This is a genomic window from Mesorhizobium sp. NZP2234, from assembly GCF_013170765.1.
Lineage (GTDB): Bacteria > Pseudomonadota > Alphaproteobacteria > Rhizobiales > Rhizobiaceae > Mesorhizobium > Mesorhizobium loti_D.
In genome coordinates this window covers 3,591,724-3,615,212 of record NZ_CP033364.1, presented here as the reverse complement: position 1 = coordinate 3,615,212, position 23,489 = coordinate 3,591,724, and the positions used below count along the sequence as shown (strand labels likewise).

The window sequence follows — 23,489 nt, the reverse complement described above, 5'->3', positions numbered from 1 at the left end:
CCGCCCAAACGGTCCAAGGGGTACAAATCCCGTCTTAAGAGTCGGCACAGTCGTTTGGTTCGAACATCCCCATGACCGCAGAAATATCCGCCGGCGCCACGGATCGCGCCGATGTGTCGGCCAGAGCCTTGCTTCTGCTGCCGCTGACGGTCGCTTGCGGCGTGTTCATGACCAGCCTCGACCAGAATGTCGTGGTGACGGCGCTGCCCGGCATCGGCGAAAGCCTCGCTCGCCCGCCCAGCCAGCTTGGCCTCTTGATCACCGTCTATGTCGCCAGCCTGATCATCTCGATGCCGCTCGGCGGCTGGGCGGCCGACCGCTTCGGCCTGCGCAACGTCTACTGCTTTGCCTTGCTGGTGTTCGCCACCTCATCGGCGCTCTGCGGCCTGTCGAACGACATCTGGACGCTGGTCGGCGCCCGCGCGCTGCAGGGATTTGGCGGCGCGCTGATGGGCACGCTCGGCCAGGTCGTCATCCTGTCGAGCTTTCCGCGCAACCGGACGCTGAAGATCAACATGTATATCTCGGTGGCCAGCCAGACCGGACCACTGGTCGGGCCGCTCGTCGGCGGCGCGCTGACCACCTACATTTCCTGGCGCTGGATCTTCTTCATCAATGTGCCGTTCGCGCTGGCGGCGGCGATCCTTGCCGCCTCACTGTTCCCGACAGTGACCAAGCCGGTGCGCACGCGCTTCGATTTTCCAGGCTTCCTGCTCGTCGGCAGCGGCATGGTCCTGCTTGTCTTCGGCATGGACTCGCTTGCCGCCAAGGATGCCGCCGGCGGCATGATCGCCGGTGAACTGGCGCTGGCTGTCGTCATCCTGTCGATTGCCTCGCTCTACTGCCTGCGCGTGGCCAATCCCCTGCTCGACCTCAAGCTGCTGCGCATCCGCACCTTCCGCATCTCGTTTCTCACCGGCGGCGGCCTGGACACGATCGGGCTCAGTTCCGTCGCCTTCCTGCTGCCGCTGATGTTCCAGCTCGGCTTCGGCATGAGCGCGGTGCAGGCGGGATCGCTGACCTTCGTTGCCGCGCTCGGCTCGGTCGTCATGCGTTTCTTCATGCCACGCGTTCTCAACCGGTTCGGGTTTCGCCGCGTATTGGTCTTCAACACGCCTGTTGTGGCGGCGATGGTCGCGGGCTTCGCCTTGATGCAGGCCACGACGCCGGTCTGGATCGTGCTTGGCTACATCTTTGTTTTCGGCGTCTTCCGCTCCATCCAGTGGGCCTCGACCGGAAACCTCGCCTATTCCGACATCGCCCCCGAACAGCTGGCCCGCTTCAGCGCCCTTTATTACATCCTCTGGCAGCTGGCGGTGGCCATCAGCGTCGGCCTTGCGGCGGCCATGCTGTCGTTCCTGGCCGGCGGCGGCCCTGCCGTGACCAATGATTTCCGGATCCTGTTCGCGATCGAAGGCGCCATCACGCTCTGCGCGCTGCTCGCCTACCTCAAGCTGACGCCGCAGGACGGCGCCCATGTCAGCGGGCACGGCATGCAGATGAACACGGAATAGCCGACGGCCAAGTCTTTTCGGCGGCGCTCTATTCGCTGAACGTCACCCACTCTTCGAGCGGCACGCGGTCGGTACGGAAGGCGTTTTCCGGCTTGGAGGTGTCTTCGTAACCAAGCGCCATGCCGCAGACGACAATCTCCTCGTCGGGAATGTTGAGTACTGGCCGGATCTGCCGGTGATAGGGCGCGAAGGCCGCCTGCGGGCACGTGTGCAGGCCCCGGCCCCGCGCCGCGACCATGATGTTCTGCAGGAACATGCCGTAGTCGATCCACGAGCCCTGGTTGAGCCGGCGATCGATGGTGAAGATCATGCCGACCGGCGCGTCGAAGAAGACGAAGTTACGGTCATGCTGGGCGCGCATCTTGTCCACCTCCCGGCGGCCTATCCCGAGCGCGCCGTAGAGGCCAAAACCGTTCGCACGGCGGCGGGTAAGATACGGCTCGAAGAACTGGGTGGGATAGTAGCGATACTCGTCCCAGTCGGCCTTTTCGGCGCGGATGCCGGAATTCAGGATGGCATCGGAGATCTGCTGCTTGGTCTCGCCCTTGGTGACGTAGACCCGCCACGGCTGCATGTTGGTGCCGGACGGCGCGCGCGCCGCAACCGCCAGAATGTCCCGGATTGTGTCGTCGTCGATCATGTCGGGCAGGAATGCGCGCACGGAACGGCGCGACATGATCGCCTCGTCGACGATCTCGGCATCCCCCGCGATTCGAGCCTTCTTTTCCAGCATGGGCCGTCCCTTAGCCTTTTTGTCGATCGGACGTCCCCACTCGCCGCTCGCGGCGGAGCCTTTGCATGAACCGCCAAAATCCTGCAAGCAAATCTTGAGCATCGGTGAAAATCCACTTGATTTTTTCATGAGCTTGATTTCTCATGAAATTCGGGATGAAATTTTCACAAAGAGAGCGTTTTTGCCCTCCACTACCGCACGAACATTGCAGGGACCTGACGAACGCGTTCTGGCCGGCGACATCAGGGCGCTGCGTCGCGCGCGCGGGCTGACGCTGGCTGAGATCGCGCTGAAACTTGGCCGCTCGGTCGGCTGGGTCAGCCAGGTCGAGCGTGGCCTGTCGACGCCATCGCTGAGCGATCTCAGGGCCTTCGCCGAGCTGTTCGGCGTGCCGATCAGCCTGTTCTTCAGCCACGACGTGCCTGTCGAGAGCGAACGCGGCGTGGTCGTGCGCGCCGGCCGGCGCCGCACGCTTGGCACCAGCGAGACCGGCTTGGTGGAAGAACTCCTGTCGCCCGATCTCGGTGGTAGCTTCGAGATGGTGCGCTCGATCTTCGCGGCGGGCGCGGAGATGAAGACCGAGCAACTGCGACCGACCGAGGAAGCAGGCTATATCGCCTCGGGTATTTTCGAAATCGAGATAGCGGGCGTCTGGCACCGGCTCGGCGAAGGCGATTCCTTCCGCTTCGAAGGCAAGCCCTATCGCTGGCGCAATCCGGGCACCGAGCCCGCAGTGATCATCTGGGTGGTTTCACCACCCGTATACTAAGTTCAGTTTGGGAGAAGAACATGGCGGGTTTGCCGAGCACGGCACGCGTGGTGATCATCGGAGGTGGCGTCGTCGGCACCTCCTCGCTCTATCATCTGGCCAAGGCGGGTTGGACCGATTGCGTGCTTCTGGAGAAGAACGAGCTGACCTCCGGCTCGACCTGGCATGCCGCCGGCAATGTACCGACCTTCTCCTCGTCATGGTCGCTGATGAACATGCAGCGCTATTCGACCGAGCTTTACCGGGGCCTGGCCGACGCTGTCGACTATCCCATGAACTATCACGTCACCGGTTCCCTGCGTCTCGCCCACTCGAAGGAGCGCATGCAGGAGTTCCAGCGCGCCAAGGGCATGGGCCGCTACCAGGGCATGGACATCGACGTGGTCGGTGTCGATGAGATCAAGCGCCGCTATCCCTTCATCGAGACGCACGATCTGGAAGGCGCGCTCTACGACCCGAGCGACGGCGACATCGACCCGGCGCAGTTGACCCAGGCGTTGGCCAAGGGCGCGCGCGACATGGGCGCCAAGATCATCCGGTTCTGCCCTGTTACCGGCGTGCGCCGTGAGAAGGACGAATGGGTGGTTGCCACGCCGCAAGGCGAGATCCGCTGCGAAATCGTCGTCAACGCCGCCGGCTACCGCGCCGCCGAAGTGGGCAAAATGTTCGGCCGCGAAGTGCCGATGATGGTAATGAGCCATCAGTATATCCTCTTCGAGGAGATCCCCGAACTCGCCGCGTGGTCGAAGGAACAGGGCAGGAAGCTGCCCCTGCTGCGCGACGTCGATACCTCCTACTATCTGCGCCAGGAGAAGGCCGGCATGAATCTCGGTCCCTATGAGCGCAATTGCCGCGCGCATTGGGCCACCCCCAACGATCCGATGCCGGAGGACTTTTCCTTCCAACTCTTCCCCGACGATCTCGACCGGCTGGAACATTACCTGGCCGATGCCGTCGCCCGCGTGCCGATCCTTGGCACCGCCGGCCTGTCCAAGGTCATCAACGGCCCGATCCCCTATGCGCCGGACGGCAACCCGCTGATCGGCCCGATGCCCGGTGTGCCCAACGCCTTCGAGGCCTGCGTCTTCACCTTCGGCATCGCCCAGGGCGGCGGCGCCGGCAAGGTGCTGGCCGAATGGGTCACGCAAGGCCAGACCGAATGGGACATGTGGTCCTGCGACCCGCGCCGCTTCACGTCCTTTGCCTCGGCGCCGGACTATTGCGTCGCCAAGGGCCTGGAAATCTACGGCAATGAATACGCCATCCAGTTCCCGCGCCATGCCTGGCCGGAAGGCCGTGACAGGAAACTGTCGCCGATCCACAACCGCACCAAGGCGCTCGGCGGCCGCTTCGACGCCTACAATGGCTGGGAACGCGCCACATGGTACGCGCAGCCCGGCGACGACATTTCCGAGGAGGCGACGCTGACCTTCCGGCGCGACGGGCCTTGGCAACACCGCGTGCGCGAGGAGTGCCTGGCGGTGCGCGACGCCGCCGGCATACTCGACCTGCCGGGGTTCTCACGCTTCAACCTGGAAGGCCCCGGTGCCGCCGAATGGCTGAGCCTGCAGGTCACCGGACTGGTGCCCAGGCCCGGCCGCATCGGGCTGGTCTATTTCGCCGACGACAAGGGCCGCATCGTCACCGAAATGTCGGTGGTGCGCCATGGCGAGGACCAGATGACGCTGATCACCGCGGCCGTCGCGCAATGGCATGATTTCGAGTGGCTGAAATCGCGCATGCCTGGGGATGCGGCCTTCACGCTGACCGACCGCACCGAGGACTATTCCACCCAGATCCTGGCCGGCCCCAACTCGCGCAAGATTCTCGCCGATGTCTGCGACGCCGACCTCGCCTTGCCGTGGCTGACACACCAGGAAGCAGAAATAGCCGGTCGCTGGGTGAAGCTGGTGCGCGTCTCCTTCGCCGGCGAACTCGGCTGGGAAATCCACACCAAGGTCGGCGACACATCAGCCATCTTCGACGCCATCTGGGCGGCCGGCCAGAAGCATGGTCTGAAGCCGTTCGGCATGTACGCGCTGGATTCGCTCCGGCTCGAGAAGGGCTACCGAACCTGGAAGAGCGATCTGTCGACCGACTATTCGATCCTGCAAGGCGGCCTCGAGCGCTTCGTCAAATGGGAAAAGCCCGACTTCCGTGGCAAGGCCGCACTGCAGAACGAAAAGCAGCAAGGCGTGAAGAAGCGTTTCGTCACGCTGGTCGTCGAAGATCCCGGCGATTGCGACGCGCCCTACATGTCGACGCTCTGGCACGGCGGCCAGATCGTCGGCGAGACCACGTCGGGCGGCTGGGGCCATCGCATCGACAAGTCCATCGCGCTCGGCATGTTGCGCATGGATTTGACCGAGCCCGGCACATCGGTCGAGGTCGAAATCTTCGGCGACCGTTTCAAGGCGGTCGTGCAGAAGGATGAACCTTTGTGGGATCCGAAGAACGAAAGACTGAGAGCGTGAAGAAAGTCATCCTCACCGACGGTGGTATGGGCCAGGAACTGGTCCGGCGCAGCAAATCGGAGCCGACGCCATTGTGGTCGGCCAGGGTGCTGATCGACGAACCCGATCTGGTGCGCGACCTGCATGCCGAATTCATCCGTGCCGGCGCCCGGGTCATCACCATCAATACCTATTCGGCGACACCCGAACGCCTGGCGCGCGAGGGCGCTGATGACCTGTTCAAGCCCCTGCAGAAACGTGGCATCGAACTGGCCAGGCAGGCTCGCGACGCAGCCGGCGACGCAGCGATCGCCGGCTGCCTGTCGCCGCTTTTCGGCAGCTACGCCCCGGCGCTGACCATCTCTTACCAGGAGACGCTCGAGATCTACCGCCGCATCGTTGCCGAGCAGGCGGACGGCATCGATCTCTTCCTGTGCGAGACCATGGCTTCGGCCGATGAAGCGCGCGCGGCCGTCACCGCGGCTTCGGAGAGTGGCAAGCCCGTCTGGGTGTCGTGGACGCTCGCCGATCACGGCGCGCCACGGCTGCGCAGCGGCGAAACAATAGCCGCCGCGGCCGGCGCGCTCGATGGCCTGCCGATAGCGGCGCGGCTGCTCAACTGCTGCCGCCCGGAAGCGATCGCCGCCGCCTTGCCTGAACTGATCGATCTCGGCGGCCCGGTCGGCGCCTATGCCAACGGCTTCACCTCCACGGAGGCGCTCAAGCACGGCGGCACCGTCGATGTGCTGCACGCTCGCCACGACCTCGGCCCGGACGCCTATGCCGAGCAGGCGATCGGCTGGGTGGAGGCAGGTGCCGAAATCGTCGGCGGCTGCTGTGAAGTCGGGCCACCGCACATTGCCGCGCTGCGCGACCGTCTGCGGCAGGATGGTCACGAAATTTCGGGAGTTTTGCATGCCTAGACCATCGTCGCGCATTTCCGGCATTGTCCCGTCGGGCAAGGATGGCTGGGAAGTCCATTCCGCCGCCTGGGCCCGCAAGGAAGCCGGCGAGGACATCATCATGCTGTCGGTCGGCGACCATGATTTCGACACGCCCTCCCAAACGATCGAGGCTTGCGTCGCCGCGGTCCGCGGCAGCAACCACCACTACACGCCGCTGCCCGGCCTGCCGCGCCTGCGCCAGGCGATGGCGGCAGCCTCCAGCGCCTGCACCGGCGTCGAGACGACACCGGATCAGGTGATCGCCACGCCTGGCGGCCAGGCGGCCCTCTACGCGGCCGTGCAGGCCGTGCTCGACCAGGGCGACCATGCCATCGTCGTTGCTCCCTACTACGCCACCTACCCCAACACGTTCAGTGCCGCGGGTGCCGGTTTCACCGTCGTCGAGACGCCGGCCGAGGATGGTTTCCAGCCGCATGTCGACATGATCCGCGCCGCACTCAAGCCCAACACGCGCGCCATCCTGATCAACACGCCGAACAACCCCACCGGTGCGGTCTATTCGCGAGAGCGGCTCGAACAGCTGGCCGAAATCTGCAGGGAGCACGACCTCTGGCTGCTGTCGGACGAGGTCTACTGGACGCTGGGCGGTGGCGAGCACATCTCGCCGCGCTCATTGCCCGGCATGGCCGAACGCACGCTGGTCATCAATTCCATGTCCAAGAGCCATGGCATGACCGGCTGGCGCATGGGCTGGCTGACCGGTCCTGAAGCGATGATCACGCTGCTCATCAATCTCAATCTGGTGACGACCTACGGCCTCCCGGCCTTCATCTCGGTCGCCTGTGCCGAGGCGCTGGAGAACCACTACGGCGTGAAGGACATCGCCGAGCGCTACGCGGCGCGCCGCACCGTCTTCCTCGACGCCGTGCGTGGCATGAATGACGTCAGCGTGCGCGGTTCCGAAGGCGGCATGTATGTCATGCTCGACATATCCGCGGTCGAACCCGACGACGAGAAATTCGCCTTCGCCTTCCTCGACAAGGAGAAGGTCGGCGTGATGCCGGGCTCCAGCTTCGGCGAAGCCGCCGCCGGTCACATCCGCATCAGCCTCTGCCAGCCGGAGCCCGTGCTGCAAGAAGCGGCAGCCCGGCTGCGCCGCTTTGCTTCCACCTATCGCCGCGAGGCCGCATGACCAAGACCATTCCCACCAAAGCCATTCCTACCAAAGCAAGGGCGGTAATCATCGGCGGGGGCGTTTCCGGCTGTTCGGTCGCCTATCACCTGGCCAAGCTCGGCTGGACCGACATCGTGCTTCTGGAGCGCAAGCAGCTGACCTCGGGCACGACATGGCACGCCGCCGGCCTGATCGGCCAGTTGCGCGGCTCGCAGAACATGACGCGGCTGGCGAAATATTCAGCCGACCTCTACGTCAAGCTGGAAGCCGAGACCGAGGTCGGCACCGGCATGCGCCAGGTCGGCTCGATCACCGTGGCGCTGACCGAGGAGCGCAAGCACGAGATCTACCGGCAGGCGTCGCTCGCCCGTGCCTTCGATGTCGATGTGCGCGAGATTTCGCCCAACGAGGTCAAGGAGATGTACCCGCATCTCAACGTGTCCGACGTCGTCGGCGCCGTGCATCTGCCGCTCGACGGCCAGTGCGACCCCGCCAACATCGCCATGGCGCTGGCCAAGGGCGCGCGCCAGCGCGGCGCCACCATCGTCGAGAATGTGAAGGTGACCAAGGTCCACACCAAAGCCGGCCGTGTCACCGGCGTGTCCTGGGCGCAAGGTGAGGACCAGGGCACCATCGAGGCCGACATCGTCGTCAACTGCGCCGGCATGTGGGCCCGGGAACTCGGGCGTCAGAACGGTGTCACCATCCCTCTGCACGCCTGCGAGCATTTCTATCTCGTCACCGAGCCGATCCCCGGCCTCTCCCGCCTGCCGGTGCTGCGCGTTCCCGATGAGTGCGCCTACTACAAGGAAGATGCCGGCAAGATGATGCTCGGCGCTTTCGAGCCGGTGGCCAAGCCATGGGGCATGGACGGCATCCGCGAGGATTTCTGCTTCGACCAGTTGCCCGAGGACATGGACCATTTCGAGCCGATCCTCGAAATGGGCGTCAACCGCATGCCGATGCTGGCGACCGCCGGCATCCACACCTTCTTCAACGGCCCTGAAAGTTTCACGCCGGACGACCGCTATTATCTCGGCGAGGCGCCGGAACTTCGGGGCTACTGGATGGCGACCGGCTACAATTCGATCGGCATCGTCTCTTCGGGCGGCGCCGGCATGGCGCTGGCGCAGTGGATCAACGACGGCGAAGCACCCTTCGACCTCTGGGAAGTCGACATCCGCCGCGCCCAGCCCTTCCAGAAGAACCGCCGCTATCTCAAGGAGCGTGTCTCCGAAACGCTCGGCCTGCTCTATGCCGACCATTTCCCCTACCGGCAGATGGCGACATCGCGCAACGTCAGGCGCTCGCCCCTGCATGAGCATTTGAAAGCGCGCGGCGCGGTTTTCGGCGAGGTCGCCGGCTGGGAGCGCGCCAACTGGTTCGCCCGCGAAGGCCAGGAACGCGAATACCGCTATTCCTGGAAGCGGCAGAACTGGTTCGACAACCAGCGCGACGAGCACTTGGCCGTCCGCAACAAGGTCGGTCTGTTCGACATGACCTCGTTCGGCAAGATCCGTGTAGAGGGCCGCGATGCCTGTGCCTTCCTGCAAAAACTGTGCGCCAACGACATGGACGTGGCGCCGGGCAAGATCGTCTACACGCAAATGCTCAACCAGCGCGGCGGCATCGAGAGCGATCTCACCGTCTCGCGCCTGTCGGATACAGCCTATTTCCTCGTCGTCCCCGGTGCCACGCTGCAGCGCGATCTGGCCTGGTTGCGCCGGCATGTCGGCGAGGAATTCGTGGTCATCACGGATGTCACCGCGGCCGAAAGCGTGCTCTGCCTGATGGGCCCGGATGCGCGAAAGCTGATCCAGAAAGTCAGCCCCAACGATTTCTCCAACGAGAACAATCCGTTCGGCACGTTCCAGGAGATCGAGATCGGCATGGGCCTCGCCCGCGCCCACCGCGTCACCTATGTCGGCGAACTCGGCTGGGAGCTCTATGTCTCGACCGACCAGGCCGCCCATGTCTTCGAGGCGATCGACGAGGCCGGCGCCGATGTCGGCCTGAAGCTCTGCGGCCTGCACACGCTCGATTCCTGTCGTATCGAGAAAGCCTTCCGGCATTTCGGCCACGACATCACCGACGAGGACAATGTGCTGGAGGCAGGCCTCGGCTTCGCGGTGAAGGCGGCCAAGGGCGAGTTCATCGGCCGCGATGCCGTGCTGAAGAAGAAGGATGCCGGCCTGTCACGCCGGCTGGTCCAGTTTCGCCTGAAGGACCCACAGCCCCAGCTCTTCCACAACGAAGCGATCCTGCGCGACGGCAAGATCGTCGGCCCGATCACGTCAGGCAATTACGGCCACCATCTCGGCGGAGCCATCGGACTGGGTTATGTGCCGTGCCCGGGCGAGAGCGAGGCCGATATGCTGGCTTCATCCTATGAGATAGAAATCGCCGGCGAGCGTTTCGCGGCGGAGGCATCGCTGAAGCCGATGTATGATCCGAAGGCGGAACGGGTGAAGATGTAGCGCCTTCCTTCGCCCCGTTTACGGGGAGAAGGTGCCCGAAGGGCGGATGAGGGGCAGCGCCAGCATTCGAAAGCTCGCGCTGCCCCTCGTTTGGCTGCCGCCATCTAATTCCTCAAAACCGCTCCAGCTTTGCCCGCACCTTCGCCAGAAACGCCGCTCTCGTTGCCGGCGTCGAGGCATCCATCAGATAATGCGCCAGGAAAAACGTCTTGCAGCGTGTCGCGCACAGCGCCCGCATGCCGCGCAGCAAGGTCTTGCGTCCGGGCTGCCCGACGACGACGCTCCACCAGGTCGGCGCGCCGCAGGTGGTGATGACGCCGACCTTGGTGACATGCCTCATCAGCGATGTGATCCGCCCCTTGCCCGCCGGCAGCTTGAAGGCGACATCGGTCGCCCACACCCGGTCAAGCCAGCCCTTGAGCATCGCCGGCAGCCCGTACCACCAGGTCGGATAGACGAACAGGATCGCGTCGGCCCAGGCGAGCAGTTCGAAATGCGGCTTCAGCGCGGGATCGCGCGGCGCCTGGTCATTGTAGGTGCGCCGCTCGTCACAACCCATCACCGGATCGAATTTCTCGGCGTAGAGATCGAGCAGCCGCACCTCCCAGCCCCTTGCCTTCAGCACATCAAGAGCGGTGTCGCGGATCGCTGCGCAAAAACTCTCCGGCACAGGATGGCAGTAGACCACGAGGACCCGCATCAGAACGCATCCATGCTCGCCGCAACCTTCGTCATGAAGGATTTCCGTGTTTCGTCGGTCGACAGGTTCATCGCGTAATGCGCGAGATAAGTCACCGGCGCGCCGGGCTTTACCGTCGCGCGCAGCATACGCTTGATCAGCCTGCGCGGCGGATCGCCCATCAGCACTGCGCGGAACCGGGTGCCGCCATAGGTGGTGACGGCGGCGACCTTACGGACGTTGTGCAGCGACGGCTGCACTTTGCCGTCGACCAGCTTGAACGACACTCCAGGCAGGAACACACGATCGAAGAAGCCCTTCAGGATCGCCGGAAATCCGTAGTTCCACACCGGATAGGAAAGCACCAGCGCATCGGCCCGCAGCAGACGTTCGACATAGGGTGCCGCGGGGTCCGCGGAGCCGCGCTGGTCGTGGTAGTCCAGCCTCTCCTGGCGCGTCAGCCTTGGATCGAAATTCTCGGCGTAGAGGTCGCAATCATCGATCGTATGGCCCGCCGCCATCAGCCGCTCGACGACCAACCGGTGCAGGCCGGCATTGAAGCTGGTCTCGACCGGATGGGCATAGAGGACGAGGATGTTCATCAGCCTGCCTTTTGCAGCCCCTTGAACAGGAAGGTTCGCCCCGAACGATAGTCGTAGTCCGGATTTTCCCAGGCGATCATCTTGCCGGGATTGAGCAGGCCTTGCGGGTCGGTCTCGCGCTTGAAGGCGAGCTGCACGGCATCCGTCTGCTTCATGCCGCCCTCCTCCAGCGTATAGCGGTGCGGGTTGAAGATCGGGCAGCCATTCTCCTCATGCAGCCGCACGATCTCGTCGAGCCGCGCCTCCGTGGTGAACTTCACCAATGGCAGGCCGAAACAGGTGATGTTGCCGTCCAGCCGCACGAATTCGAGATGCGAGAACACTTCGCCCGGAAACATCGTATCCATCTTCTCGACCAGCGCCAACTGGTTGGGAAAGGGATAGAGCGATTGCAGATAGGTGATGTCGGGATCGACACGCAGTGCCCTGAGCGTGGTGTGGTTCCAGGCCAGCTCGTAGGCCGGCGGAAGGCCTTTTTTCTCATCCGGCGTCGCTGTGGCCGCGTTGAAGATCACCTCACCGCCGACGCGCCGGGTGAAGGCAAGGAAAGCATCCAGTCCATGCTGCGCCACCATGACGACGCAGATGCTTTGCCCTTCCCTGAAAAACTTCTGATGCCGCTTGAAATAGAGCTGCGGCACGGGTGCGGCGATCGGGGTGATCAGCTTGGTCAGGATGCCGTCCTGGCAGGCCAGCGCATTGCCGTAGCGCGCCGCGTCCATGAAGGCACCGAAGCCGACAATGACATCGACCCAGTCATAGGCCGCGGTCAGCGGCATCTCGACCTCCGTGATGATGCCATTGGTGCCGTAGGCGTGGGTCACCTTGTGCAAATCCTCGCCGGTGAGCTCGAGCACTTTCGGTTCGGCCTCCATCGTCACCACGCGCAGGCGCAGCACATTGCCGAAATCGCGCAACCCGCCGAAATTGATCGAGCCAACGCCGCCCGAACCGCCGGCGATGAAGCCGCCGATCGAAGCGGTATTGTAGGTGGAGGGCGAGAGCCTGAGTTCCTGGCCGGAATGCGCCCGTGTCGCCTTGTCAATGTCGGCCAGCACCGCGCCCGGCCCGGTCACCACGCGCCCCGGCGCGATCGACTTGATCTCGTTCATCTCAGCGAGGTTGAGCACGACACCGCCCGACAGCGGCATTGCCTGCCCATAATTGCCGGTGCCGCTGCCGCGCGGCGTCACCGGCACGCCATGCCGATGACAGGCGGCGAGTACGCGGATCAGTTCGGCCTCATTCTTCGGCGTCACGATCAGGTCGCCTGTGACATGGTCGAGCTGTTGCTTCAGCACCGGGCTGTACCAATAGAAGTCGCGGCTCTTCTGCTGGACGATGGCCGGATTGTCGTCGAGCTTTATCCCGTCAAGATCACGTTTGAGCGCCGAAACGTCCATCATTCCACCATCAGTTCGTCGAGCTCGGCATAGTCGGGCAATTGCCGGTCGATCGCGCGTCCGGCGCGCACGACGATGCGATCCGATTCGGGCCGCGACAGCAATTCCGTCCAGCTACGACCTTTGAACAGAATGAAATCGGCATCGCCGCCGGCGGCAAGCGTGCCTAGACCATCAAGCCGCATCACCTTGGCCGGCGTCGCGGCGACCGCTTTCGGCCAGTCGGCGACCGGATGATCGAAATGCAGGATGCGCGTCGCCATGCGATAGACCTCCAGCATGTCGAGGTCGCCATAGGCATGGAAGGGATCGCGTGTGTTGTCGGAAGCGACCGCTACCGGAATGCCCCTCGCCTTCATCTCATGCAGCAGCGTGACGCCGCGCCAGCGCGGCGTGGTGGCGTCGCCACGCCGGTCCTGCAGATAGAGATTGCACATCGGCAGAGAAACGATCGCCAACCCGGCCTTCGCCACCTTGTCCAGCGTGTCCAGAACCTCGAGATCGGGCTGCCGTGCCAGGGAGCAGCAATGGCCGACGAGGATATTGCCCTCGAAGCCGCTCCAAAGCGCTGCCTCGGCGATCTTCTTCAGCGAGATGGCGGCAATGTCGTCGGTCTCGTCGGCATGGAAATCGAGGTCGAGCCCGTGCTTGATCGCCTGCGCGAAGACATGGTCGAGCAGCTCTTCCAGGTCCGGCACCATATAGGTGACGACGCCGAGCACGCCCTTGGCGGCGGCAACCCGCTTCGCCAGCCTGTCGAACCATTTCTTGTCGCGCACGCCCTCGATGCCGAGCAGGCAGGCGCCCTGCAACTCGATGCGGCCGCGCCATGTTTCGCGCATCGTCTCGAACACAGGCCAGGAGATTTCCTCCTGCGGCGCGACGCTGTCGAGATGGGTGCGCAGCGCCCTGGTGCCATGCGCGTAGGCCGAGCGCAGCGAAAAATCCATGCGCCGCGCCACGTCCTGCGCGCTCCAGCGCGCGACGCGGTCGGCGCCGGTGGCGTTCAACGCTCCCATGAAGGTGCCGTCGGGATTGGGTTTTCGCGGCCAGATATGGCCCTTGTCGATATGCGTATGGCAGTCGACGAAACAGGGCAAGATGATGCGGCCGTGAAGGTCGATCGCATCGGCAGGCGCCTTTGATCGGCCATGCGCGGTGATACCGGAAATCTTGTCGTCAGCGACGGAAATATCGGCGAGCGCAAAGCCGTCGCTGTCGAAGGCAGCGGCAAGTCCGGGCGTCAGTGACGCATGAACGCGAGCGTTGGCGAGATGGTATGAACCTGTGTTCGGAATCAAGGGCCTACCGCTCCTGCTTCAGCGCGCTTTCGTGCCAGCGCCGCAGAATGAGATGTGAGATCAGCGACAGCACGAGGAAGATCAGGATCCCGGTCAGCGAGATCAGGAACAGCGCCGCGAACAGCCTTGGCGCGTTCAGCCGGTAGCCGGCCTCGATGATGCGCGAGGCAAGCCCCGACGACTGGCCGGTGGCGCCGGCGACGAACTCGGCCACCACGGCGCCGATCAGCGACAGGCCGCCGGCGATCTTCAAGCCACCGAGGAAATACGGCATTGCGGCCGGCAGCCTGAGATAGCGCAGCTGTTGCCAGCGCGTCGCGCCGTTGAGCTTGAACAGGTCGCGCAGATTGCGGTCGACGGAATTGAGGCCAAGCGTGGTGTTGGACAGGATCGGGAAGAAGGCGACGATCCAGGCACACAGCAGAAGCTTGGTCGTCTGGTTGTTCACATAGATATTGATCAGCGGAAAGATCGCCACGATCGGCGTCACCTGCAGCACGATGGCAAAGGGGAAGAACGACATCTCCACCCATTTCGACTGCGCGAACAGCACCGACAGGCCAACACCGCCGATGACGGCCAGGGCCAGGCTGAGAAAGGTGATACGCAAGGTGACCAGCAGCGAGGAGAACAGCAGGCCGGCATCGCTGTAGAGCGTCTGCAGCACCACGCCGGGGCGCGGCAGGATATATTGCGGGATCTCGTTCCAGACGCAGATGCGGTCCCACAACCAGATCGCCAGGATCATGATCGCCAGCGGCAGTACCCAACGGCCGACCCGCTCGAGCCGCTCCTGGCGCACACGGCGCGCTTCCTCCGGGTCGAGTTTCAACGTGCCGTCAATGGCCGTCATGATGCGCCCGCTGTTGAATTGATGGCATTGACCAGCACGTCCGAGGCTTGCCGGCAAAGCGCCGCATAGTCCGGCGAGGTGCGAAACACCTCGTCGCGCGGATAGGGAGCCTCGATGGCAAGTTCGTCGAACACCCGGCCCGGCCGCGCCGCCATCACGACGACGCGGTTGGAAAGGAACACGCTCTCAAAGACGCTGTGGGTGACGAAGACGACGGTGAAGCGTTCGTCCTGCCAAAGCTCCAGCAGATCGTTGTTGAGCTTGAAGCGGGTGATCTCGTCGAGCGCCGCGAACGGTTCGTCCATCAAAAGCACGCGTGGCTTGGTCACCATGGCCCGCGCGATGGACACACGCATCTTCATGCCACCGGACAGTTCGCGCGGCACGGCATCCTCGAAGCCGGTCAGGTGAACCCGCGCCAGCATCTCATTTATCGCAGGGGCAGCCTTGGCTCGGGAAATGCCTTTCAGCCTCAGCGGCAGCCAGACATTGTCGAAGACGCTGGCCCAGGGCAGCAATGTCGGCTCCTGGAAGACGAAGCCGATATTGGCGCGGTCGAGCGAACCGCCGCCGCGCCAGTCGAGCACGCCGGAGGTCGGCGTCGACAGGCCGGCGATCAGCCGCAGCGCCGTCGACTTGCCGCAGCCGGACGGCCCGAGCAGGCTGAGGAAATCGCCTTCCCGGATCGTCAGGCCGACATCGCTCAACGCCGTCACGCCATTGGAAAAGACCTTGCCGACGCCGCGCAGCGCCAGCAAGGTCGGAGCGATATCCAAGGCCGGCGCTTGCGCCACCTTTTCCCCTATCATGCCGGGCTGGCCTATTTCTTCAGCTCGAGCCCGACACCCTTGTTGACGAAGGCCAGCGTGTAGGCCTTCGTGATGTCGATGCCGTCAGGCGTGACCTTGGCCTTGACCATCTTGTCGTAGAAGCTCTTGATCCGCGCATCGGTCATGGCGCCGATGCCGAGCTTTTCGGTGTCGCCGGAATCGGCAAGCCCGAACTTCTTCATCTGCTCGATCGAGAAGGCGATCTGCTCATCCGTCATGTCAGGATTGTCTTTCTTGATCATGTCGTTGGCGGCCTTGTTGTCGCCGTAGAGGTACTTGTACCAGCCCTTGGCGGAGCCATCGACGAAACACTGGACCACTTCCGGTTTCTTGTCGATCGTGTCCTGCATCACCTCGATCGTCGTCGAGTAGGTGTCCCAGCCATAGTCGGCGAGCAGAAACTGGTTGGGCACGAAGCCGCCTTCCTTCTTGACCGCGAACGGCTCCGACGTGACGTAGCCCTGCTGGATCGACTTCTTGTTGGCGAGGAAGGGAGCGGTGTTGTAGGTGTAGGGTGCGCGCTTGGCGGCGTCGAAGCCAAGCGCCGTGACCATCCACTGGAAGAAGGTCTGCACGCCTTCGTCGCCCAGAATGTACTGGTCGGCGTTCTTCAGGTCTTCCCATTTGTCCAAGCCCTCGCCGGGATGGGACATGATAACCTGCGGGTCCTTCTGGAAATCGGCGGCCACGACGCGCATCGGAATGCCTTGCTGGACGGCATCGAAGGCCGACAGCAGGTTGCCCCCCATGTAGAAATCGATCTTGCCTGCCAGCAGCATCGGCCGGCCGCTGACCTGCGGGCCGCCCTGCATGATGGTGACGTCGAGGCCGCAAGCGGCATAGGTGCCGTCCGCCACTGCCTGGTAATATCCGCCATGCTCCGGCTCCGCCAGCCAATTGGTGCCGAAGGTCACTTTTTCGTTCGCCGCGGCCCCCAGTGTGCTGGCGGCAAGCAAGGCCACCACCGCCACCGAGGTCTTCTGTTTTGCGTACATCGACAACCATCCTTTGTTTGCTCCGGCGCGCCACGCGCCAGGCTCGACACCAGAGATTCAAGAAGCAAGACACATGCCACCGGCGTCTCGCGCCGGGACCCGCCCGCCTGCACCACAGCCATCTGCGAAAGCCGGAAAGGTCGTGCTGCACCGGAGGCATCGTGCCTATTTTTTGAACGCCTGTCCACAATCGCACCGGCGACATCCCAAGCCATCTTGAAGCTGTAGTGAATACGGCCTTAGGCTGACGGCATCCAGGAGATTGCCGTGTTCAGATTCCTCACCCCCAAGTCGATCAAGCCTCCCTTTGCCCGCTACAGCCACGGCGTCGAAGTGCCCGCCGGCAAGCGGCTGGTGCTGTGCTCGGGCCAGGTCGCCATCACGGCGGACGATCAGATTCCCGAGGATGCCAGCGCCCAGGCCGAGCTCTGCTTCCGCAACATCGAGGCGATCCTTGGAGAGGCCGGGCTGGGACTTGGGGATATCGTGCGCATCAACGCCTACGTCACCGACCGCGCGCATCTGCGGCCCTATATGGATGTCCGCGACCGGCTGTTTTCAAGCCCGGCGCCGGCTTCGACCCTGATGATCGTTTCCGGCTTTGCCCGGCCCGAATTCAAGGTCGAGGTCGAAGCCGTCGCCGCCGGGTAAGAAGCGCCAGTGAAACCCTACGAATCGACAGTCCAATAGTCTAAAGTCACGCGAAGTTGGCGCTGCCCCTCATCCGCCTGCCGGCACCTTCTCCCCGTATGGAGACGGGGAGAAGGGAACCGCTCCGACGATCTCCCCCGTTCTTCACGGGGAGAGAGTAAGGATGAGGGGCAGCGCCGGCGCCAGATCAATTCCGTCGAGGCACAAAATGAACGAGACAAAAAGACGTGTGTGGTGGGGTGACTACCGGACGACGGAATACGCCTCGATCGATCCGGAGGCGACGATCGCCGTTCTGCCGGTGGCGGCGATCGAGCAGCACGGCCCGCATCTGCCCGTCTCGACCGATACCTCGATCATGAACGGCATGCTCGACACGGTGATCGCCCGCCTGCCCGGCGATCTGGACATCCGCATCCTGCCGGTTCAGGCGGTCGGCAAGTCGAACGAGCATCTGCACGCGCCGGGCACGCTCACTTTGCCGGCAAGGACGCTGGTCGAGGCCTGGACCGAACTTGGCGTATCGATCGCGCGCGCCGGCGTGCGCAAGCTCATCGTCGTCAATTCGCATGGCGGCAATGAAGAGATCATGGGCATCATCACGCGCGAATTGCGGGTGCGCGAAAGGATGCTGGCGGTGAAGACGAGCTGGCAGCGTTTTGGGCGGCCTGCCGGCATGTATACCGAACTCGAGGATCGTCACGGAATCCATGGCGGCGATGTCGAGACCTCGCTGATGCTGCATTTCCGGCCAGATCTCGTCGACATGGCCAAGGCCGAGAATTTCGTTTCCAACGTCGCCAGGGCCGAGAAGGAATTCTCGCTGCTGCGCCATACGGGCACCCACGCCTTTGCGTGGATCGCCGGCGATCTCAACCCGAACGGCGTGGTCGGCGATGCCAGCATCGCGACATCGGAAAAAGGCCGGCTGACAGCGGAACATCAAGCCGACGGGTTCATCAGCCTGCTCAGGGATGTGCGCAAGGCAAAGCTCGCCGATTGGCTGAAGTAGCCGCCTAGCCACAATTGCGCCTCCGCAAAAACGCTCCCGCATATGAGATTTGCCAAAATAGATCATACTGGACGGGATATGGAGGCCGACATGGCAACAATGAACGTATCATTGCCCGATCCGATGAAGGATTGGGTTGAGGCGCAAACCGAAACGGGTCGCTACGCCAACGCGAGCGACTATGTGCGCGATCTGATCCGTCGGGATCAGGAGCGCAACGACAACATTGCCGCCATGCAGCGCTTTGTCGACGACGGCTTGAAGAGTGGCATCGGCAATCGATCCAGGGACGCGCTTTTTACGGAGGCGGTCAAACGCGCTGGAAAGCCACCCGGCAACGGGTAATGAAATTTCGCCTTTCTTTAGCTGCGGAAGAGGACATTGCCGAGCAAGGGGTGCGCCTGTTCGGCGCTGTGCAGGCCAGACAGTATCATGACGAGTTATTCGCGATCTTCGACCTGATCGCTGCCAGTCCCCGAATGGCGCGGGAGCGGCTTGAATTGTCGCCACCAATGCGTATCCATCCCTTCAAGGCCCATCTGTCGTCTACCAGATCGAAGCCGACGGCGACGTGTTCATTGTCCGGGTACGCCACGGGCAAGAAGATTGGGCGAGTGAAGGCACTCGATAATCCTACAGCGGTATATGGACACAGCTAGCTGTCGATCTTCAGCGCGAACGGCGTTCCTTCAAAGGCATCCGCGCCACGCCCGATTGACTGGACCGCCTCGATCATGCGGCCGTTGCGCTCAAGCAGCGCATCGGCCACGGCAATGAGTCTCGGGTTAGGTGTCGCCGAGGGCGACAGTGTCCGCAGCGTCCGGGCCAGTTCGACCTCGTCGCGCTTCGGCGCGAGCGCGGCTGCGATGATGTAGGCCGAAGCCGTCGAACGGCTGATGCCGGCGTAGCAATGCACGACCATCGGCTTCGCCCGGTCCCAACGGCGCGCGAAATCGAGCAGATTGCGGACATGCTCCTCGCCCGGCATGGTCATGCCGTCCTGAGCCACTTCGATATCGTGCATGACCAGATGCAGATGATTTTCCCTCGCTATCGACGCCGGACGCCTCACATCCGTTCCGACGGAGAGCAGCGACAGCATACGCTCGGCACCGGTCCTGGCCACCGTCTCCTCGACCTTCGACAGCGAACAGACATGGATCATGGTTTTGAACCCCTTGATCGATCCTCGCGCCGCGCCGCCCAATCGGCAAGGGCCGATTCGAGCCGCAGCCATTCCTCCTGACTCCCCGGCAGGCCGGCGCGCAGGACATGCGGCCGCCCGGAGAAATGCCGAAGCAGGACGCCACGCTCGCCAAGCGCTGAAAACAGGCCGGCGGCATCCGGCAGGCTGAGATAGCGGAACAGAGTGGTGCCACCCGCGACAGGCACGCCGAAACGGTCGAACAATGAGTCGAGCCGCGCCGCTGCATCCGTCAGGGAGGCCCGCATGGCGTCCTGCCAGCCGATATCGGCAAGCGCGCGGATGCCGTATTCGAGCGCCGGGCCGGCAACAGCCCATGGCCCGAATTGCGTTTCCAGCGCTTCCACCGTCGCTGCATCCGAAAGCGCGAAGCCAAGCCGCAGGCCGGCCAGGCCGAAGAACTTGCCGAACGAACGCAGCACGACGATGCCGCCTTGACCGACATCACCGGCGAGGCTGTGCTGGCGCGGGCCGACATCCATGAACGCTTCGTCGACGACCAGCAGCCCGCCTTTTGCACGCAGTCCGGCGGCCAGCGCCAGCAGCCGGTCGCGCTCGATGACGCGACCGTCGGGATTGTTGGGATTGACGATGACGGCAAGGTCGGCCTGCGCCAGCGCCGCGAAATCGCTGACTTCGCTCACCTCGTGACCGGCGATCGCCGCGGCACGCGCATGTTCGGCGTAGGTCGGCCCCAGCACCAACGCCTTGCCGGGCCTGACCCGCGAGGCCACACGCGGCAACAGGATCTGCGTGCCGGGCGCAGCGACGACGTTGGCTGGCGACGGCGCGCCGTACGTCCTGGCCGCTATCCCTGTCAGCTCACGCGCCCGCCCGGCTTCCGGCAATCGCCACAGCGAGGTGGCGGGCAGGTCGAAAAGCGGGTAGGAGAGCGGATTGATACCGGTAGAGAGGTCGACGAAAGGCAATACGGCGTTGGGGAAAAGCACCCTCGCCCGGCCGAGACTTCCACCATGGTCCACCGCTCCTTCAAGAAGCTTCATGTCAGTCCTGATCGCTTTCCTGTCATTGGCCGTCGAATTCGCCCTCGGTTACCCGGATTGGCTGTTTCGCGCCATCGGCCATCCGGTGACGTGGTTCGGCAGGCTGATATCCTTTCTCGATCGCAGGCTCAACCGCGCCACTGATCCCGACGCATTGCGTCGTCAACGCGGTGTCCAGGCACTTCTCGTCATCGTGCTGGTGCCGGCGGCGATCGGCCTTTGCGTACAGCTTGTCCTGCTCTGGTTCGTTCCCCTGGGACTGGTCGTTGCCGCCCTTCTGGCGACATCGCTTCTGTCGCAGAAGAGCCTTTTCGAACATGTCGAATCCGTCGCCGACGCGCTCGATACAGGCGGGCTGGCCATGGGCCGTGTCGCCGTCTCGCGAATCGTTGGCCGCGATCCCGAGGCGCTCGACCGCGCCGCCGTCTGCCGTGCGGCGATCGAAAGCCTGGCGGAGAATTTTTCCGACGGCATCGTCGCTCCCGCCTTCTGGACCGGTGTCGGCGGGCTGGCCGGCGGCGCCGCCTACAAGGCCGCCAACACCGCCGATTCGATGATCGGCCACCGCACCCCGCGCCACGAGGCTTTCGGCTGGGCGGCGGCGCGCTTCGACGACTGGATCAACCTGCCAGCCTCTCGGCTGACGGCGCTGCTGATCGTGCTGGCGGCTTTCCTGGTCGGGGACGCTGATCCCCGCAGCGCCTGGCATGCGGTGTGGCGAGACGCAAAAAAACACCGCTCGCCCAACGCGGGCTGGCCGGAAGCGGCCATGGCCGGCGCGCTCGGTCTGGCATTGGCCGGGCCGCGCAGCTATGGCGGCGTGCTGGTCGACGATGTTTTCATGGGTGAAGGCGGCCGCCGCGACGTCGACAGCGGCGACATCAGGCGGGCGCTGAAACTCTACCGCGTCGCCGACTATCTGCTGATCGCGCTGTTCGGCCTGGTCTCGGTGATCGCGGTTCTGGTGTTCTAGAACTCGATCCCCTGCTGGGCTTTCACGCCTGCCGAAAAATGGTGCTTGGTCACGCCCATCTCGGTGACCAGGTCGGCCGCTTCGACCAGCGCCGGTTTGGCGTTGCGGCCTGTGACGACGACATGCAGGTCCTCGCGACGAGCCTTCAACGCAGCAACCACCGTGTCGAGATCGAGATAGTCGTAGCGCAGCGCTATGTTGAGCTCGTCGAGCACCACAAGGCTGATGGAGGGATCGGCGATCAGCTCCAGCGCCTTGGCCCAGGCGGCTTCCGCCGCCGCGATATCGCGCTTCAGATCCTGCGTTTCCCAGGTGAAGCCCTCGCCCATCGCGTGCCAGACGACGCGGTCGCCGAAGGCAGCGAAAGCATCCTTCTCGCCCGTGTGCCACTTGCCCTTGATGAACTGGACGACGCCGACCCGCTTGCCATAGCCAAGCATCCGCAGCGCCAAGCCGAAGGCGGCTGTCGTCTTGCCCTTGCCAGGGCCGGTGTTGACGATCAGCAGTCCTTTCTCGACCGTCTTGCTCGCCACCTCGGCGTCCTGCACCGCCTTGCGTTTGGCCATCTTGGCGCGGTGGCGCTCTTCGTCCCGGTCTTCGTTGGTCTTGCCGTCGATATCGGTCATCTCATTTCACCTTGAGCGGCAGCCCCGCCACCATCAGCAGCACCGTATGGGCGATCGCCGCGATCTGCTGGTTGAGCCGGCCGGCCTCATCACGAAAACGGCGCGCCAGTGCGTTGTCCGGCACGATGCCCTGCCCGACTTCGTTGGATACCACGAACCACGGCCCGCGCGGCCGCGACAACACATCCGCCAGCCCCCGGCATTCAAGCCCCAGGTCGTGGTCTGCCAGCATGTGATTGGTCAGCCACAGCGTCAGGCAGTCGATCAGCACCGGGCGGCTATCGGGCAAAGCCTCGAGCGCGCCGGCAAGGTCGAACGGCGCATCGATGGTGGCCCAGCCCGCCCCGCGTCGCGACCGGTGCAGCGCTATGCGCTCGCGCATCTCGTCGTCATAGGCTTGCGCGGTGGCGATATAGGCCCACGGCGAGGGCAACGCCGTCGCCAGGGTTTCGGCGTGCGCGCTCTTTCCCGAGCGCGCACCACCGATGATGAAGGTCAGCTTGCCGCGATCAGGCAAAGCTGTCGCGCAGGCTGTTCGCGGTGCCGGTGAAGCGTCCGCGCACAACGCCGACGACAGCGCCAAGCACCAGCCAGAACACCAGATTGGTCAGCGTCACCGCCACCACGAACTGGTGGTGCAGGCCTTCCGGGATCGGTGTCTCGAAGCTGTCGGGCTGCGGCGCCCCGACGATATGCGGCGCCACGATCAGCAGCACCGCAAGGATGGCAAGCGGCAGCGACTTGCGGAACGCGATCAGGCCAAGCCCGATGGCGGTCGCGATCACCGTCGCCACCCACCAGATCTGGCGCTGCGTGAGGTCGGCCGCCGGCATGGCCGGCAGTTCCGGCGGCAGGCCGAGGCCGGGCGCCAGTGTGAACACGGCAAAGCCGGCCAGGCCCCAGAACACGCCCTGGCGCCAGTTGCCGATGCCGCCGGCGAATTCCGAAACAGCGACCAGGATCAGCGCGAAGCCGATGCCGGTGACGACGTTGGACACCACGTTGAAGGCAAAACGTTCGAAGCCGTCGGCCGGCGCCCAGCCCTCGTCCTCGGCCGGAGCTGCCGCTGCGGCCGGAGCCGGGGCGGCGGCGCTCATGGCATTCGATGCCGCTGGCGCGGCGGAACTCATTGCGTTGCCGCTGGCGGCATCAGCCGAGGCCGCGGGTGCCGCGGCATGGTCATGGCTGTGGCCGCCTTCGGCCTGTTCGTAGACTTCCGCCTTGAGGATCAGCGGCACGGTGGCATAGGCCTGCATGCAGGCGAGAACGACGCCGGCCACGAGCCCCGCGATCGCCGCGATGAACACGACGTTGCGAAACAGATTCATGAT

22 protein-coding genes and 2 pseudogenes are annotated in these 23,489 nt (G+C 64.1%); 11 read left to right on the top strand and 13 right to left on the bottom strand.

Annotated elements, in window-relative coordinates:
* Nucleotides 1-71: 71 nt before the first annotated feature.
* A complete protein-coding gene (locus tag EB230_RS17865) occupies nt 72-1,514 on the top strand; it encodes an MFS transporter (protein ID WP_056572627.1) in 1,443 nt (480 codons plus the stop codon).
* Between the two features lie 28 nt (nt 1,515-1,542).
* Here EB230_RS17865 and EB230_RS17860 read toward each other — a convergent pair whose 3' ends face one another.
* On the bottom strand, nt 1,543-2,247 hold the full coding sequence (locus tag EB230_RS17860) for a nitroreductase (RefSeq protein WP_056573483.1): 705 nt from the start codon (nt 2,245-2,247) through the stop codon (nt 1,543-1,545).
* A gap of 127 nt (nt 2,248-2,374) precedes the next feature.
* Between EB230_RS17860 and EB230_RS17855 the strand changes: the two genes are divergently transcribed.
* From EB230_RS17855 to EB230_RS17835, 5 genes are read left to right on the top strand one after another with little or no spacing between them, the layout of a single operon-like run.
* Nucleotides 2,375-3,016 (top strand): XRE family transcriptional regulator, encoded by a 642-nt coding sequence (locus tag EB230_RS17855; RefSeq protein ID WP_246738989.1) that lies wholly within the window; start codon nt 2,375-2,377, stop codon nt 3,014-3,016.
* A gap of 20 nt (nt 3,017-3,036) precedes the next feature.
* Nucleotides 3,037-5,490: an FAD-dependent oxidoreductase gene (locus EB230_RS17850; RefSeq protein ID WP_172373458.1), complete on the top strand. Its 2,454-nt coding sequence runs from the start codon at nt 3,037-3,039 to the stop codon at nt 5,488-5,490.
* Nucleotides 5,487-6,392 carry a homocysteine S-methyltransferase family protein gene (locus EB230_RS17845; RefSeq protein WP_056572632.1) on the top strand — a complete coding sequence of 302 codons (906 nt, stop codon included), beginning with the start codon at nt 5,487-5,489 and terminating at the stop codon, nt 6,390-6,392. Before EB230_RS17850 ends, EB230_RS17845 begins: the two co-directional genes overlap by 4 nt.
* Nucleotides 6,385-7,566: a pyridoxal phosphate-dependent aminotransferase gene (locus EB230_RS17840; protein WP_056572634.1), complete on the top strand. Its 1,182-nt coding sequence runs from the start codon at nt 6,385-6,387 to the stop codon at nt 7,564-7,566. Before EB230_RS17845 ends, EB230_RS17840 begins: the two co-directional genes overlap by 8 nt.
* On the top strand, nt 7,563-10,025 hold the full coding sequence (locus EB230_RS17835; protein WP_056572636.1) for an FAD-dependent oxidoreductase: 2,463 nt from the start codon (nt 7,563-7,565) through the stop codon (nt 10,023-10,025). The genes EB230_RS17840 and EB230_RS17835 overlap by 4 nt, the downstream gene beginning before the upstream one ends.
* A 112-nt stretch (nt 10,026-10,137) precedes the next feature.
* Here EB230_RS17835 and EB230_RS17830 read toward each other — a convergent pair whose 3' ends face one another.
* The 7 genes and pseudogenes from EB230_RS17830 to EB230_RS17800 all read right to left on the bottom strand — a co-directional run bounded on the left by EB230_RS17830 (nt 10,138) and on the right by EB230_RS17800 (nt 16,688).
* Complete coding sequence (locus EB230_RS17830) at nt 10,138-10,725, bottom strand: NAD(P)H-dependent oxidoreductase (RefSeq protein ID WP_056572638.1); 588 nt, start codon at nt 10,723-10,725, stop codon at nt 10,138-10,140.
* Nucleotides 10,725-11,306, bottom strand: a complete 582-nt coding sequence (locus EB230_RS17825) for an NAD(P)H-dependent oxidoreductase (protein WP_056572640.1) — start codon at nt 11,304-11,306, stop codon at nt 10,725-10,727. The genes EB230_RS17830 and EB230_RS17825 overlap by 1 nt, the downstream gene beginning before the upstream one ends.
* Entirely contained in the window at nt 11,306-12,709 is a 1,404-nt protein-coding gene (locus tag EB230_RS17820) for an FAD-binding oxidoreductase (RefSeq protein ID WP_056572642.1), read from the bottom strand. The genes EB230_RS17825 and EB230_RS17820 overlap by 1 nt, the downstream gene beginning before the upstream one ends.
* Nucleotides 12,709-14,010, bottom strand: coding sequence for a cytosine deaminase (locus tag EB230_RS17815; RefSeq protein ID WP_172373456.1), 1,302 nt, complete (start codon nt 14,008-14,010; stop codon nt 12,709-12,711). Before EB230_RS17815 ends, EB230_RS17820 begins: the two co-directional genes overlap by 1 nt.
* 4 nt (nt 14,011-14,014) lie before the next feature.
* On the bottom strand, nt 14,015-14,863 hold the full coding sequence (locus EB230_RS17810; RefSeq protein ID WP_056572647.1) for an ABC transporter permease: 849 nt from the start codon (nt 14,861-14,863) through the stop codon (nt 14,015-14,017).
* Nucleotides 14,850-15,672 (bottom strand): annotated as a pseudogene (locus tag EB230_RS17805) (ABC transporter ATP-binding protein). The gene EB230_RS17810 and the pseudogene EB230_RS17805 overlap by 14 nt, the downstream one beginning before the upstream one ends.
* An 11-nt stretch (nt 15,673-15,683) precedes the next feature.
* Entirely contained in the window at nt 15,684-16,688 is a 1,005-nt protein-coding gene (locus EB230_RS17800; protein ID WP_056572651.1) for an ABC transporter substrate-binding protein, read from the bottom strand.
* Between the two features lie 267 nt (nt 16,689-16,955).
* Between EB230_RS17800 and EB230_RS17795 the strand changes: the two genes are divergently transcribed.
* The 4 genes and pseudogenes from EB230_RS17795 (at nt 16,956) to EB230_RS17780 (ending at nt 18,982) form a co-directional block, all read left to right on the top strand.
* Entirely contained in the window at nt 16,956-17,339 is a 384-nt protein-coding gene (locus EB230_RS17795) for a RidA family protein (RefSeq protein WP_056572653.1), read from the top strand.
* Between the two features lie 208 nt (nt 17,340-17,547).
* The gene (locus EB230_RS17790) at nt 17,548-18,351 is read left to right on the top strand and encodes a creatininase family protein (protein WP_056572655.1); all 804 of its coding nucleotides are present in this window, start codon (nt 17,548-17,550) and stop codon (nt 18,349-18,351) included.
* A gap of 90 nt (nt 18,352-18,441) precedes the next feature.
* Nucleotides 18,442-18,696: a type II toxin-antitoxin system ParD family antitoxin gene (locus EB230_RS17785; RefSeq protein ID WP_056573487.1), complete on the top strand. Its 255-nt coding sequence runs from the start codon at nt 18,442-18,444 to the stop codon at nt 18,694-18,696.
* A pseudogene (locus EB230_RS17780) lies at nt 18,696-18,982 on the top strand (type II toxin-antitoxin system RelE/ParE family toxin). Before EB230_RS17785 ends, EB230_RS17780 begins: the two are co-directional and overlap by 1 nt.
* Before the next feature lie 24 nt (nt 18,983-19,006).
* On the opposite strand, the gene EB230_RS17775 reads toward EB230_RS17780, so the two are convergent.
* Both EB230_RS17775 and cobD read right to left on the bottom strand, forming a co-directional pair.
* Entirely contained in the window at nt 19,007-19,516 is a 510-nt protein-coding gene (locus EB230_RS17775; protein ID WP_056572656.1) for a tyrosine phosphatase family protein, read from the bottom strand.
* On the bottom strand, nt 19,513-20,559 hold the full coding sequence (cobD, locus tag EB230_RS17770; RefSeq protein ID WP_081295094.1) for a threonine-phosphate decarboxylase CobD: 1,047 nt from the start codon (nt 20,557-20,559) through the stop codon (nt 19,513-19,515). The genes EB230_RS17775 and cobD overlap by 4 nt, the downstream gene beginning before the upstream one ends.
* Between cobD and cbiB the strand changes: the two genes are divergently transcribed.
* Entirely contained in the window at nt 20,558-21,532 is a 975-nt protein-coding gene (cbiB, locus tag EB230_RS17765) for an adenosylcobinamide-phosphate synthase CbiB (protein ID WP_056572658.1), read from the top strand. The two genes, cobD and cbiB, sit on opposite strands and share 2 nt — an antisense overlap.
* On the opposite strand, the gene cobO is transcribed toward cbiB, so the two are convergent.
* From cobO to EB230_RS17750, 3 genes are read right to left on the bottom strand one after another with little or no spacing between them, the layout of a single operon-like run.
* Nucleotides 21,529-22,158 carry a cob(I)yrinic acid a,c-diamide adenosyltransferase gene (gene cobO / locus EB230_RS17760; RefSeq protein ID WP_056572660.1) on the bottom strand — a complete coding sequence of 210 codons (630 nt, stop codon included), beginning with the start codon at nt 22,156-22,158 and terminating at the stop codon, nt 21,529-21,531. The two genes, cbiB and cobO, sit on opposite strands and share 4 nt — an antisense overlap.
* Before the next feature lies 1 nt (nt 22,159).
* Nucleotides 22,160-22,675, bottom strand: coding sequence for a bifunctional adenosylcobinamide kinase/adenosylcobinamide-phosphate guanylyltransferase (cobU, locus tag EB230_RS17755; protein ID WP_056572663.1), 516 nt, complete (start codon nt 22,673-22,675; stop codon nt 22,160-22,162).
* Entirely contained in the window at nt 22,668-23,486 is an 819-nt protein-coding gene (locus EB230_RS17750) for a CbtA family protein (RefSeq protein ID WP_056572665.1), read from the bottom strand. Before EB230_RS17750 ends, cobU begins: the two co-directional genes overlap by 8 nt.
* Between the last annotated feature and the right edge of the window lie 3 nt (nt 23,487-23,489).

Excerpts from the sequence above, each read along its gene's own strand:
- cobO (WP_056572660.1), bottom strand. The coding sequence starts at position 22,158 with ATGACCGATATCGACGGCAAGACCAACGAAGACCGGGACGAAGAGCGC.
- EB230_RS17825 (WP_056572640.1), bottom strand. The coding sequence starts at position 11,306 with ATGAACATCCTCGTCCTCTATGCCCATCCGGTCGAGACCAGCTTCAAT.
- EB230_RS17830 (WP_056572638.1), bottom strand. The coding sequence starts at position 10,725 with ATGCGGGTCCTCGTGGTCTACTGCCATCCTGTGCCGGAGAGTTTTTGC.
- EB230_RS17775 (WP_056572656.1), bottom strand. The coding sequence starts at position 19,516 with ATGATCCATGTCTGTTCGCTGTCGAAGGTCGAGGAGACGGTGGCCAGG.
- cobD (WP_081295094.1), bottom strand. The coding sequence starts at position 20,559 with ATGAAGCTTCTTGAAGGAGCGGTGGACCATGGTGGAAGTCTCGGCCGG.
- EB230_RS17800 (WP_056572651.1), bottom strand. The coding sequence starts at position 16,688 with ATGTACGCAAAACAGAAGACCTCGGTGGCGGTGGTGGCCTTGCTTGCC.
- EB230_RS17835 (WP_056572636.1), top strand. The coding sequence starts at position 7,563 with ATGACCAAGACCATTCCCACCAAAGCCATTCCTACCAAAGCAAGGGCG.
- EB230_RS17855 (WP_246738989.1), top strand. The coding sequence starts at position 2,375 with ATGAGCTTGATTTCTCATGAAATTCGGGATGAAATTTTCACAAAGAGA.
- EB230_RS17750 (WP_056572665.1), bottom strand. The coding sequence starts at position 23,486 with ATGAATCTGTTTCGCAACGTCGTGTTCATCGCGGCGATCGCGGGGCTC.
- EB230_RS17820 (WP_056572642.1), bottom strand. The coding sequence starts at position 12,709 with ATGGACGTTTCGGCGCTCAAACGTGATCTTGACGGGATAAAGCTCGAC.
- EB230_RS17860 (WP_056573483.1), bottom strand. The coding sequence starts at position 2,247 with ATGCTGGAAAAGAAGGCTCGAATCGCGGGGGATGCCGAGATCGTCGAC.
- EB230_RS17785 (WP_056573487.1), top strand. The coding sequence starts at position 18,442 with ATGGCAACAATGAACGTATCATTGCCCGATCCGATGAAGGATTGGGTT.
- EB230_RS17810 (WP_056572647.1), bottom strand. The coding sequence starts at position 14,863 with ATGACGGCCATTGACGGCACGTTGAAACTCGACCCGGAGGAAGCGCGC.
- EB230_RS17850 (WP_172373458.1), top strand. The coding sequence starts at position 3,037 with ATGGCGGGTTTGCCGAGCACGGCACGCGTGGTGATCATCGGAGGTGGC.
- EB230_RS17790 (WP_056572655.1), top strand. The coding sequence starts at position 17,548 with ATGAACGAGACAAAAAGACGTGTGTGGTGGGGTGACTACCGGACGACG.
- EB230_RS17865 (WP_056572627.1), top strand. The coding sequence starts at position 72 with ATGACCGCAGAAATATCCGCCGGCGCCACGGATCGCGCCGATGTGTCG.
- cbiB (WP_056572658.1), top strand. The coding sequence starts at position 20,558 with ATGTCAGTCCTGATCGCTTTCCTGTCATTGGCCGTCGAATTCGCCCTC.
- EB230_RS17840 (WP_056572634.1), top strand. The coding sequence starts at position 6,385 with ATGCCTAGACCATCGTCGCGCATTTCCGGCATTGTCCCGTCGGGCAAG.